Origin of the sequence: Clostridium sp. B9, assembly GCF_050509515.1 — a bacterium.
Lineage (GTDB): Bacteria > Bacillota > Clostridia > Clostridiales > Clostridiaceae > Sarcina.
Genome location: NZ_JBNWKA010000003.1, coordinates 3,424,554 through 3,437,552, shown reverse-complemented (window position 1 = coordinate 3,437,552; position 12,999 = coordinate 3,424,554). Strand labels below are relative to the sequence as shown.

At 26.7% G+C, this 12,999-nt stretch carries 15 protein-coding genes; all 15 read left to right on the top strand.

The features are described 5' to 3' along the window. The first annotated feature begins 24 nt into the window (after positions 1-24). The 15 genes from ACQZHJ_RS15320 to ACQZHJ_RS15250 all read left to right on the top strand — a co-directional run bounded on the left by ACQZHJ_RS15320 (position 25) and on the right by ACQZHJ_RS15250 (position 12,999). A complete protein-coding gene (locus tag ACQZHJ_RS15320) occupies positions 25-375 on the top strand; it encodes a YopX family protein (protein WP_430486402.1) in 351 nt (116 codons plus the stop codon). 158 nt (positions 376-533) lie between these two features. After that, positions 534-4,367, top strand: coding sequence for a SpaA isopeptide-forming pilin-related protein (locus ACQZHJ_RS15315; protein ID WP_430486401.1), 3,834 nt, complete (start codon positions 534-536; stop codon positions 4,365-4,367). 288 nt (positions 4,368-4,655) lie between these two features. Then, complete coding sequence (locus ACQZHJ_RS15310; protein ID WP_208336792.1) at positions 4,656-4,904, top strand: hypothetical protein; 249 nt, start codon at positions 4,656-4,658, stop codon at positions 4,902-4,904. A gap of 6 nt (positions 4,905-4,910) precedes the next feature. Next, positions 4,911-5,507 (top strand): class D sortase, encoded by a 597-nt coding sequence (locus ACQZHJ_RS15305; protein WP_430486400.1) that lies wholly within the window; start codon positions 4,911-4,913, stop codon positions 5,505-5,507. Continuing rightward, entirely contained in the window at positions 5,508-5,822 is a 315-nt protein-coding gene (locus ACQZHJ_RS15300) for a hypothetical protein (protein ID WP_430486399.1), read from the top strand. A gap of 175 nt (positions 5,823-5,997) precedes the next feature. Beyond that, a complete protein-coding gene (locus ACQZHJ_RS15295; RefSeq protein WP_430486398.1) occupies positions 5,998-6,378 on the top strand; it encodes a single-stranded DNA-binding protein in 381 nt (126 codons plus the stop codon). Positions 6,379-6,419: 41 nt separating this feature from the next. Further along, entirely contained in the window at positions 6,420-6,635 is a 216-nt protein-coding gene (locus ACQZHJ_RS15290; RefSeq protein ID WP_110078283.1) for a helix-turn-helix domain-containing protein, read from the top strand. A gap of 33 nt (positions 6,636-6,668) precedes the next feature. Further along, positions 6,669-6,905: a helix-turn-helix domain-containing protein gene (locus ACQZHJ_RS15285; RefSeq protein WP_221387997.1), complete on the top strand. Its 237-nt coding sequence runs from the start codon at positions 6,669-6,671 to the stop codon at positions 6,903-6,905. Continuing rightward, positions 6,895-7,104, top strand: coding sequence for a hypothetical protein (locus tag ACQZHJ_RS15280; RefSeq protein WP_003461553.1), 210 nt, complete (start codon positions 6,895-6,897; stop codon positions 7,102-7,104). Before ACQZHJ_RS15285 ends, ACQZHJ_RS15280 begins: the two co-directional genes overlap by 11 nt. Before the next feature lie 287 nt (positions 7,105-7,391). Then, entirely contained in the window at positions 7,392-7,577 is a 186-nt protein-coding gene (locus ACQZHJ_RS15275; protein WP_003480885.1) for a hypothetical protein, read from the top strand. Position 7,578: 1 nt separating this feature from the next. After that, a complete protein-coding gene (locus ACQZHJ_RS15270) occupies positions 7,579-7,839 on the top strand; it encodes a hypothetical protein (RefSeq protein ID WP_060794929.1) in 261 nt (86 codons plus the stop codon). A gap of 83 nt (positions 7,840-7,922) precedes the next feature. Next, complete coding sequence (locus ACQZHJ_RS15265; protein ID WP_430486397.1) at positions 7,923-10,118, top strand: VirD4-like conjugal transfer protein, CD1115 family; 2,196 nt, start codon at positions 7,923-7,925, stop codon at positions 10,116-10,118. Positions 10,119-10,122: 4 nt separating this feature from the next. After that, on the top strand, positions 10,123-12,003 hold the full coding sequence (locus ACQZHJ_RS15260; protein WP_430486396.1) for a pLS20_p028 family conjugation system transmembrane protein: 1,881 nt from the start codon (positions 10,123-10,125) through the stop codon (positions 12,001-12,003). Next, entirely contained in the window at positions 12,000-12,284 is a 285-nt protein-coding gene (locus ACQZHJ_RS15255) for a DUF5592 family protein (RefSeq protein WP_003480890.1), read from the top strand. The genes ACQZHJ_RS15260 and ACQZHJ_RS15255 overlap by 4 nt, the downstream gene beginning before the upstream one ends. Positions 12,285-12,336: 52 nt before the next feature. After that, positions 12,337-12,999 (top strand): hypothetical protein, encoded by a 663-nt coding sequence (locus ACQZHJ_RS15250; protein ID WP_430486395.1) that lies wholly within the window; start codon positions 12,337-12,339, stop codon positions 12,997-12,999.

Genomic DNA, 12,999 nt, shown 5'->3' with positions numbered 1-12,999 from the left:
AATTAAAACTTAGGAGTGATTAAAATGATGCAAAGAGATTATATTGCTTTACATACATCTATAAAGAAATTTGTATCAGTTGAAAATATTGATTTTAGCCATATGTATATAACAATTAAAGATGGTGATGAACTTTTAACAGATACTTCTGATATGTTTCTTTTAAGACAGTATACAGGATTAAAAGATAAGAAGGGAAATAAAATATATGAAAAAGATACTATTGATATTAAAAGCGAAAAATATTCCTTTTTAGAAGAAGGAGAAAATTTTGTGTATTTTGCAGATGGAATGTTTAAAGTAGGCAAAATTCCATTAGGTTATATAAATGAAAAAATTGAAATAGAAGATAGAAATAAATATTGGATAGGCTAATTAAAGCTAATTCAAGGGAATTACTCAATAAGAGTAGTTCCCTTTTATTTATAAATAAAATTTAAAAAAGGGGTAATATTATGGGTTATTTTGATACATCTTAAATTAATTTATAAAAAATAAAATTAAAAATTATAAATTTAATGGAGGAAAAAATATTGAAAAGAAAAAAGAAATTCAAATTAATAACGGCAATTACTTTAATATTTACATTTTTATTAACTAATATTAAGGTATTTGCAATCGAAATAACATCTACAGAAGCAGAAAGCTATCTAAATTATGATTCACCTACATGGGGAAAAGTTCTTCCAATAGGAAACCACAGATACTATGTTCCAGATAGTTTAAAAACTTGTTATTGTTTAAATACAGGTGCATTAAATCCTACGGGACAAGATTATACTAAGGAAATACCAGTAGATGCTGGTATAGAAACAATTATCTATTGGGGTTATCCAGCTAGAGATGGTTCTGAATGGGGACTGACTAAAGATGAATACAGATATGTTACTCAACTTGCTATTTGGGCTTACCAAAAAGAAGCTGGATTAAGTAGGGGCTTGGTTAGAGAAAGACTTCAAAGTGGTACTGTTCCACTAAGTAAGCTAAAACCAGCAATAGACTTTTTAGTTGAAAAAGCACATGCTAAGGAATTACCAACATTTTTTGAAGTTACTCCTAGTAATATAGAAGCTCATCAAGAAGGTGATTATTTTGTCAGTGAACCTATAAAAATAAAATCTGATTATACTTTTTCAGATGCTAAGGTTACTATAAAAAGTTCAAGTAATCCTAACTTAATGGATGTAATAAAGATAAAGGACATGGATGGGGATGAAAGAAATAAATTTAGTGCTAATGAAAGCTTTAGAGTTTATATTCCAATAGACGCCGAAACTGGGGATATTAAAGTTGGAGTTAAAGCTTCTATTGAGTTGCCAGCAACCTTAGCTTATGCTACTCCAGTAGAAGGAAAACAAGATATGGCAATTGCTCCTTTAGAATATCAAAACATGAATAAAGATAATATTACTGTATCATGGACTGGTTTAAATGGAGCAGTACAAGTTATTAAAAAAGGTGATGATGGCAAACTTTTAACAGGTGCTAAATTTGTTCTTAAAAATGCTAATGGCGAAAATGTTGCAGAAGCAACTTCACAAGATGGTAAAGCAGTATTCAATGATATTAAACCAGCAGAATACACTATACACGAAGTGGAAGCTCCACAAGGCTATTTAGTTACTAATCCAGTTAATGTTACTGTAAAACCTAATAAGGTGTCTATAGCTGAAATGACTGATACTCAAATTAAAGGTAAAATTCAAGTCCTTAAAGTTGATGAAGAAACAAATACTCCATTACAAGGAGCTGAATTTGAAATAACTCAAGATGGTAAGCATATTGAAACTATAACTACTGGTGAAAATGGTATTGCTACAAGTAGCTTACTTCCTTTTGGAAACTATTTAGTTAAGGAAATTAAAGCTCCAGCTAAGTATGTTTTAAATGGAGAAGAACATCCAGTTACTATAAGTGAAAATGGCAAGACTATTGAAATAACTCACACAAACAAAATTATAAAGGGTAAAGTAGCAGTTAAGAAAACAGATAGTGAAATAGCTGACTTAAATTTAGAAGGTGCTGAATTTACTATTTATGATAATAACAAAAATTCAGTAGCAACTATAACTACTAATAAAGACGGATATGCTGAAAGCGAACCTTTAAATTATGGAACTTACACTATGCAAGAAACTAAAGCCCCTAAAGGATATTTATTAATTAATAAAGTATGGGATATAAATATAACTGAGGATGGTAAAGTTTATAGTTACGATATAACTAATGATGTTATAAAAGGAAAGTTGCAAATTGTTAAGGTTGATAGTGAAAATGAAGAAAAACCAGTTGAAAGTGCTGGATTTGATGTTATAGCAGTTAATGTTAATGGTATCAAAGAAGGAACTGTTGTAGATCATGTTGTTACAGATAAAAATGGATTTGCTTATACTAAAGACCTTAGATATGGAGATTATAAGTTCCATGAAATAGATACTCCAAAAGGATATTGGAAATCTGATAAAGATTATTCATTTAGCATTACTGAAAACGGAAAAACTTATGTTAAATACGTTAAGAACTCTCCTATACAAGCTAAAGTTAGAGTTATAAAAGTAGATTCTAAAGATGGAAAGCCATTAAAAGGAGTTAAGTTCCAAATAAGAAATGCTGACACTAAAAAGTTAGTAGAGTTTACAAACTTTATAGGTATAATTCCTTATAAAACTACAACTTTAGAAACTAATAAAAACGGTGAATTAGTAACTCCACAAAATTTAGCTTATGGAAATTATGTTCTTGAAGAAGTTGAACCATTAGAAGGATATATTAAAGCTAATCCTATACCTTTTAAAATAGATGAAAATTCCGTTTTAGAAGAAATAAAAGATTTAGGAACTATTTATACTCAAAAGGTGTTTAACGACCGTATAACAGCGAATATGGAGCTTTTAAAGTTAGATAAGGAAACTAATAAGCCTTTATCAAATATTGAATTTAAAGTTACTGCATTAGATGGCTTTATGAAAGGTCAAACTTGGAACTTAAAGAGTGATGATAAAGGATTAGTTAGTTTAAAAGGCTTAGAATATGGAAATTACCGTGTAGACGAAGTTAAAACAAGATGGAATTACGTATTAAATAAAGAGCCTATCTTCTTTAGTGTTAAAGAAAATGGAAAAACTATTAAACTTCAAATGACCAATAAAAAGATAAGGGGTTCTGTAGAGCTATTTAAGTTCGATAAAGATACTAATAGACCACTAGAAGGAGTTAAGTTCGACCTATTAAATGGTGATAATAAAAAAGTAGGAACTTATACTACAGATAATACTGGTAAGATAACAGTTAATAATTTAGAAGCTGGTAACTACACTTGGGTAGAAGTAGAAGCAATAGATCATTACAACAAAGTTGATAAAAAATATGACTTTAATATTTATAAAGATGGACAATTAGAAAAAATAGATGTTGCCAATACAGTAAAAACTGGGGAATTAGACTTTAGTAAGACAGATGTTACTACTGGAGATTCTATAGATGGTGCTAAGGTTAAAATTACAGGATTAGAACCACAAAACAAGCATATAAACATAGAGTTTATTTCTTCTAAAGAAGGTAACAAATTCACACTCCCTGAAGGAAAGTACACATTTGAAGAAACTTCAGCTCCTAATGGATATAGAATAAATAAAGAAGTTGGAACATTTGAAATAAAAGACGGAGAAATTACAAAAGCTAATCTTAAAGATGAAAGAAAAGAAGGTGATTTAGAGTTTACTAAAACAGATGTTACAACTGGTAAAGTTATTGAAGGTGCTAAGATAAAAATAACTTGTATAGAAGGATTAAGTGAAGGAAAAGTAATAGAATTTACTTCTTTCAATGATGTGAATAAGTTTACTTTAGACGAAGGAAAATACACATTTGAGGAAATTTCAGCTCCTAATGGATATGAAATAAATAAAGAAGTTGGAACATTTGAAATAAAAGATGGTCAAGTAACTAAAGCTAATCTTAAAGATGAAAGAACAACCGGAGTTTTAGAATTTACTAAAACAGACGTTGCTACTGGAGAAATTTTAGAAGGTGCTAAGATAAAAATAGAGTGTCTTGAAGGCTTGGATCAAGGAAAAGTAATAGAGTTTACTTCTAGCAAAGAAGGAAATAAATTTACTCTTGCAAAAGGTAAATACAGAATTTCTGAAACACAAGCACCTAATGGTTATGAACTTACAAATGAAACAGGTGAGTTTGAAATAAATGAACAAGGACAAGTAGTTAAATGTAATTTAACTAACAAAAAGTTTGAAATAGTTAAAACTGGTTCAAACTTTGATTTCAATTCTTTATTACCACTAGGATTAGTTTTAGTAGTTGGAGGATTAGGAGTATTAACATTAACTAGAAAAAGAAAAAATGCTTAATTTAAAAAAGAGTTAACTAATTTAGTTAGCTCTTTAATTTTATATTTTTTAGAGAATAGTTAAGCCTTGCCTAAATATTAACTATTCTCTAAAACTATTTGAATTGTTTGTTAGGAGGATAATATGAAGTTTTTAACTATATTAGTTTTATGGTCATTAATAGCAAAAGCTTATTTAGCTTTATTTAAAGTAGCTTCAAAAGCTGATAAGGAACTAAGCAGATTATATTAGAAGCTAAAATAAATAAAGGAATAAAATTTAAAAATAGGGATTAAGGAGGGAAAGAATATGGTAAAAGACTTATTTTTAGAACTTGAAAGTATAGATATAGAGTTAAGTAGATTAACTTTGAAAAATTTAAATAAAAATGAAAGGGAATATAGAAAGTATTTAGTATCAAAAATTGAAAGAGTATCTAAAGAAATAATGATAAAAGGTAAAAAAGAAGAAATTTTTAGGTTAGAATATATTCTAAGAAATTTTCTTTTCAATTATGAAATTAAAGAATATTATAAACATTTTAATAGAGCTATGTGATTTGATATGAGAAAAGGATTAATAGTTTTAAGTATAATAGGTGTAATTTTAGTGGTAGTATCATTATTTTTAGATTTTAAAGCTAAAAGTATTAAAGATAATTTAATTAGAGATTATGAAGCTAGAGTTGAAGAACATAATAAGAATAAAATAGCTGAAGATAATGTTGAAGTAGAAAATAAAAATTCAGAAGGATATAAAAATAATAATAGTGCTACTAATAAACTAAGCACAATTGCTATTTTAAAAATTAGTAGCATTGATTTAGAAGCTCCTATTGTAAATGGAGAAGATAATTTAAAGTATGTTGTTGCAAAGTATAGAAATAGTCCTAATTTCGGAGAAAAGGGAAATACAATATTAGCTGGACATAATAACATGGATGGTTCAATTTTTAAAAACCTATATAAAGTTAAAGTAGGCGATATTGTAGAAGTTCAATACGGAAATAAGATATTTAAATATAAAATATCTCAAAAAGAAATCGTAGAGCCTAATGATTCTAGTTTATTAACACAAGATTTAAGTAAAAAAGAAATAACATTAATAACTTGTACTAATAGAGCTAAACAAAGACTAATACTTAAAGGGGAGTTGATTTAAATGAGATTAGCAATATTATCTATTATATTGTCAGTAATTGCTGTTATTCTAGCTTTTACAAATGTAGGCATAATATATCATAAGTATTTAGATTATTTAAATTCTAAAAAAAATAATACTGATTATGAAGATGATGAAGAAGATGATGATACATTTCAAAAGGCTATTATTTTTATAGGAAATGAAAAGATAGAAATTGATGTTGATTATTGTTATGTTGATGATTCTACTACTAGAATTGAAAGTACAGATGGAAAAGTATACTTAACAGATATTAAAAATGTATTATTGATAGATTATAAATGTGATATATGAATTTCTAGGATTTTAGCTAAAAGGGAGATGTTTTAAAGTGAATGTTTTTATGATTTTAGGATTAGATTTTATAATCCTATTTTTATTAATAATATTGTTATTTAAGTTTGAAAATTATGAGTTGAAATTTGGGAAAAGATAGATAATTCTCTTAATAAGAAAGTGGGGAAAATAAATGAATAAAATAGTATTAGGTGGAAGATTAGTAAAAGAACCAGAGATTAAATTTCTTGATGGAAGTGGAACAGCTATTGCTAGATTTACTATAGCAGTAAATAGAAAAATTAAAGGAAAAGATGGTAAGAGAGAAACTGATTTTTTTAACTGTGTTATATTTGGAAAGTTAGCAGAAGGCATTACTAAATATGCCAATAAAGGACAAGAAATTGTTTTAGTAGGAGAAGTAAGAAATAGAAGTTATGAAGATAAGGACAATATAAAAAGATATATTACAGAAGTATATGTAAGTGAATTTGATTTGTTTGGAAGTTATAAGAAAGAAGAAAATAATAATATAGATTATCCAGAAGAATTAGATGGAGATCCGCCGTTTTAAAGTGTCCATAGGGAACATTTTTTTAGATTGGGGGTGGTTAAATGAAAGTAAAGAATGAAGAAGTTAACTTATCAAAAAACTTAAAAGAAAACAGATTAAAGAAAAATCTTACACAAAGAGCATTAGCTGAAAAGTGTGGATTAGATTTTCATACTATAAGTTTAAATGAGAATAAAGAAAGAAACTCTAGTTTTGAAATTATATTAAGATTAGCATTAGGATTAAATATTTCTTTAGAAGAATTATTAGTAGGATAGTGTTCCCCGAGGACACAATTAGGAGGGCTTTGTATGGACAGAATTTTAGAAGAATACTTAGAAGAAACAATACAAAATGTTGGTACAAACATAAAAAAAAGAAGATTAAAAAAAGGGTGGTCGCTTAAACAACTTTCTAAGAAAAGTGGAGTAGGAATAAAAACAATCAATGATATTGAACTTGGCATTAATAAGCCATCTAAAAATACACTATATAAATTATCAAGGGGATTTGGGGTAACCATAGATAAATTAGTTTATGGAAAATAGAAATGTATATTCAGTTAGTTTTAAAAGGTCTGAAAAGGAACTTAAAGAATTTGCATTAACTCATGAGGGGTTTTCAGAATACATAAAAAGATTAATAAAATTGGATAAAGAAAGAGCAGAGAATATATTTACTGATGAAGAAATAAAAGAGATAAATAGATTAATAGAAAATAAGCTAAAAGAGAAAAGGTGTCCCTAGGGAACACTTTTATTTTTTATAATTATATTTGATTAAACAACTGAAACTATAATGCAGCGTAGCAAATAAATTATAGTTGAAGGCGTTAGCTCCAAGTGGGTGAGGGAGAATAGAGGAAGATTTATGAAAGATTAAATAAAGAGTTTAAAGAAAATCTAATTTTAGCTGAAATATAGGAAGGTAAAAAGTGTTCACTGTGGACACTTTTATTTATAAATATTTATATATGGTGTCCATAGGGGACATCTTTTTTATTGCAATTTTTACTTGAAAGGGGGTGATTAATCATGAGTGCTAGAAGAAAAGATAAAGATAGTTTTGAGAAAAAGTTAGTTATTAAATTACTTGAACTTAAAAATAAAAATTATGAGGAATGGTTAGAAGAAAAGCATAGAGAGTTTTTAGACAATGAAGATGTTGAGGAACAAGTATTAGCAGGATTAGATACATTAAAGGAATTAGGAGGAGTTTAATATGTTATCAAATGTATATGTTTTTGCAGATGTTTTTACAAGTTTAAATAATATGGGAATTGAATTTTTAGGAAAAATTCAAACTTTAGGTTGGATTTGTTTAGCATTAGCACTTGCAACAGCAGGATTTTCTTGGATAATTGGTGGAAGTGAAGGAATGAGAAAAGCTAAAGTAATAATTATAGGCGGAATAGCTGGATTTATATTAATTGTAGGAGCTAATTCTATTGCAACATATTTCAAAGATACTATTGCATTTTAATATTAGGATATATGAAGTGGACTAAAAATGTTCACTTCAATATCCTTATTTTTTTACTTTAAATTAAGGTAGGGTGATTAAAGATGAATTTCTTTAAAAAACTATTTAGAAAAATAAAAATTTATTATAGTACAGATGATGAAACTAATAGGGAAATTAAGAGAGCAAAATTTTTAGCAAGTAGAAAATTTTCTTTATTATTAATAGTAGTATTTATTTTAATGACAACATTAATAAGTAACATAATTACAAATGGATTAGATATATTTTTTTATAATATGAAAGGAGAAGGAAAAAGTTTTGACATAGTACAAGCTGTTTTTTTCTTTGGAATTAGAAAGTATTGGTATGTGTATATATTTAATTATTTAATGATGGTATTAATCATTATTAAAATTCAATTTAGATTAAAAACTTCTTTTAGAAGTATAAATGAAGGGCAAAAAGGAAAATGTAGATTTTGTTCGCTAACAGAAATAGAAAGTCAATATAAGTCAGTGCCAAAGAAGGAAAAAGATTTTGATGGAAAAGGTGGAGTTGTAATTTCAAGTTATGGAGATAGTGTCTTTATAGATGAAGGAGATGTAAATAACTTAGTAATAGGAACAACAAGAAGTGGTAAAGGAGAATTATTTTTATTTCCAACCATTGATGTCTATTCGAGAGCTAAAGTTAAGTCCTCATTAATAATAAACGATCCAAAGGGAGAGTTCCTTGCTTCAAGTAAAGATACTTTAGAAAAAAGGGGATATAGGATAGAAGTATTAAACTTAATTAATCCTAATAATTCAATGAGTTATAATCCACTTAATTTAATAGTAGAAGCTTATTTAGAAAAAGATTATGGAGAAGCTCAAAAACTATGTAAGTCATTAACTTATTCTATGTACTATAAGCCTAATGTTAAAGACCCATTTTGGCAAAATTCTTCAATGAGTTTAGTCAATGCTTTAATATTAGCAATACTTGAGGAATGTTATGAAAAATATGGTGAAGAAGAAATGAAAAATAGAGTAACAATGTTTACTGTTGCTAATATGCTTTCAGAATTAGGTTCAGCTTATGATGAGGATGGTAATAATGAGTTGGATAAATACTTTAGAAATTTACCTTCAAATTCAATTGCTAAAATGCAGTATGCTACAAGTAACTTTGCTAAAGGAAGTGCTAGAAGTGGTATTTTTTCATTTGCTATGACAGAGATAGAGAAATTTACAATGGAAAAGATAGCAAAAATGACTTCAAGGAACTCAATAAATTTGAAAGACTTTGGATTCATTAATAAAGAAGATGATAGACCAATAGCATTATTTATGATACTTCCAGACTATGATAATTCAGATTATTTTATAGCGTCTATGTTTATAAGACAACTTTATTGGGTACTGTCTAAGGAAGCTACCTTAACTAAAGGTGGGAAGTGTGAAAGGGAAGTTGTCTTTTTAATTGATGAAGCTGGTAATATGCCACCAATAGAGCAATTAGAAGTTATGCTAACAGTATGTTTAGGAAGAAATATAAAATTTACTCTAGTAGTACAAGCATTTTCACAAATAGAAGAAAAATATGGAAAGGATAAATCGAAAACTATAATAGGTAACTGTGCAAATAAAGTATATATAATGACTACAGAATATGATACAGCAGAAGATTTTTCAAAGCTTTTAGGAGATAAGACTATAGTTAATATATCAAGAAGTGGAGAAATAACAGATACTACAAAGCATTATACAGAGAGTGTTGATTCACAAAGATTAAAAAATGCAAATGACCTAATGTTATTAAAAATGGGTGAAACAGTCGTTACAAGGAACTTGAAAAGAGAAGATAAAAAGAAAAATAGAATAGTTCCTAATCCTATATTTAATAGTGGAAAAACAAGTATACAATATAGATATGAATATTTATCTAAGTGGTTTGATAACAATAGCTCTATTGCTGATGTAGAAATACCATCTTTACATAAAGATGTAAATTTAGATGATTTAATATTATTTGAAAATGTAGAACCGATAATAGTTGAAGAACAAATTATAGAAGATATTAAGCAAGAAGAAAAAGAGAGAAAAGTTCTTCTAAATGAAATATTTTCTCCAATGGAAATTAAGGAAATAATGGAACTGGTTGAAACTAGATATAAAAAGGGAAAAACAAAAATTCACTTAGATAGTACCTTTGAAGATTTAGAAAAGGCTTGTGAAGAAAATAATGATAATAAAGAAATTAAAGCCTTTGTTGAGAAAGGATTTGAATATATAAAAGAAATGGAAAGGAAGTGAAGTAGTGAGTAATATAGAATTTTTGAAAACTTTAACAGAAAATAATGTATTAGAACTTGTAGGAATATTCAGTTTTGGACTTAGGTACTTAGGTTGGGTTTTTATTAAAGGTTTAGTTAATATAGTAGATGGTTTAGAAGATTCTATTAGTGCAATATATAATATTAATAGTTTTTTTGAAACAAAAGAAGTAGCAAACTTTTTAAATGATTACAAACCAGTTCTTTGGACTATATTTGCAATAGCTTTAGCTATTGTAGGGTTTCAAATAATATTTCAAAGAAAGAGAGATAAGGGACAAGTTCCAGTTAATATATTAATTTCTATATCAATAATAGTTGGGTTACCATTTCTAATGACGCAGTTAAACGATGCTACTAAACTAATAGTTGATAATAATATAGGTACGTATAAATCAAGTGCGAGAGAAATAGTTAAGGGAAATTTATCAGATTTATACTATTTAGATAGTGTAGGATATGATTTAGCAGATAAGAAAAACAATATATATATTGATAATATTATGAATATTGATATTAATGAAAAGTTAGAACCAAATAAATTAAAAGACCCTATGTACAAAGATGTTTTTAAAAGAAAGTTAATTGAAAAAAGCAATGGAGAAACAAGTATAGTTGATTTAGATAAAGGTTGGTTTTCATTTTTAGATGAAGATTACTATAGATATAACTTGAATTTTCTTGTAGTTATTTGCTCCTTATTGGTTTCTATGGTAGCAATATTATTTTCATGTTTGAAGGTAGGAAGAATACTTATAGAATTGGCTTTTAATAAGATTTTAGCAACTGTTTTAGCATTTAGTGATATAGGAACTGGAAAGAAGCTTAAAATGGTTGTTGAAAACATATTATCAATGTTTGCTATATTAATAACAGTATCGGTTTTATTAAAGCTATATGTTGTTTTTACAGGGTGGTTAAGTAGTCCAGACGTTGCTATACAAAATCCTATGGTTAAGTTATTAGCACTTGGAGCAGGTTCATGGGCAGTTATAGATGGACCTAATATAATTGAAAGAATTTTTGGAATAGATGCTGGTATTAAATCAAGTTGGGGAGCTGTAGTTGCTGGTATTGAAGGAGCTAGAATGGCAGGAAAAGGAGCAAAAAGTATTGCAGGAGCAGGAAAGAAAATTTATTCAGGTAGTAAAAGTGCTTATTCTAACATTAAGGATAGAATTAGTAAGCCAAATGGTTCTATAAAAGATAATTTAAAATCAAGCGAAGGTTCAAGTAGTATTAAAAATAATAACAATAGTAATATGAGTAATAATCCGAATATAAAAAGCAACTCTGATGTTAAAAACAATTCAAATTTAAAAACAAATAAATCGAATAAAGATGGAAATTTAAATTTAAATAAAAGTTCTAGTGGGAATTCTAGTAGTAACAGTAATAGCAATATGAATGTAAATAGTAGTGGGGTTAATAAAAATAATGATAATAGCAAAGTAAATTTAGAAAAGGGAACTTTAAAAGATAATTCTAATCAAAAAGGGACAAGTGTAAATAGTAGTAAAGGAAATATAGGGGACATAAAAAATAACAGTAGTTCAGCAGAAAAAGAAAAACTATTAAAAGAAGCTATATTAAAAAATAAAAATAGATCAGCAAATAATGGACAAGGAATAAATCATGATAATAAAGAAAAAAGTGATAAGTTTAATAAGGCAATAAATAAAAATGAAAGTTATAAAGGAAATGGGCAAATCAATAAATTTAATTCAAGTGGAGTTAAAGAAAGTAAATATAGTGGTAGTAACATGAAAAGAAACTATAATAACGTATCTGAAAGCAAAAAATTTATTATAGGAGATAAAAGTAAGTTTAATATAAAAAATAAAGGAGGAAAGAAAAAATTATGATTTTTAATATACCAAAAGATATAAATGTAGAAATAAAAGTTTATAATGCAATAACATTTTTTGATATAGCTTTTATAGTCTTATTTATGGCAGTTGCAAAAATACTAAGTTTTTTAGTATATTCTAAATTTATATTTATATATTATATTTTTTGTTTTTGTTCGGCTATATTTTTAACATCTAAAAGTATAAGTAACCCTAAGAGAAGAAATTTTCAAAGTATATATTTAGCCTTTATAAGAGATAGAAATATCTATCATAGAATAAAAATTAATGAATAATAAAAGTGTTCCCTAGGGACACTTTTTATTTTTTACTTTTAGGAGGAAAGAAATGTATAAAAATTTTGATGATATAAAAATAGGAGAAGAAAAAAAGAAGTTAACAAGAAAAGAGAAAAAAGAATTGAAAAAACAAAAGAAAGAAGAAAATAAAAGTAAAAAGGAAGAAGCTAGGCTATTAAAAAAAGAAAAAAGGAATTCACCTAAAATACGAAAAAACGTTTTAAATAAAATGGAGGAGATAGATGTAACAGATAATGAATTTATAAAAACTAAAAGTGGTTACCTAAATATATATCAAGTTAGTGGCAAGGATGTAGATTCATTATCAAATTATGAGCAAGAAGATTTAATAAGAAATTTTATGTTTTTTCTAAGAGAGTTTATTTATGATTTTAAAATAGTAGCAATGAATTTTCCTGTTAATACAAGTGAACAACAAACATATATACAAAAGAGAATAAATAGAACAGAAAATGAATTATACAAAATATTTTTAAATGAAAAGTTAGAAAAACTTATAGAGCTAGAAAAAACTAAAACGAACATAGAGTATTACATTATTATTTTCATTGATAAGGAAGATTTATCAAATGATGTTTTAAATAATTTGATAAGAAGTACGAATAAAGATATTAGTTTAAGTGAGATAGATTTAGAAAAAAAGTTAAAGGTACTATATAAACTTAATAATTTAAATAGTAAAATACTTTAA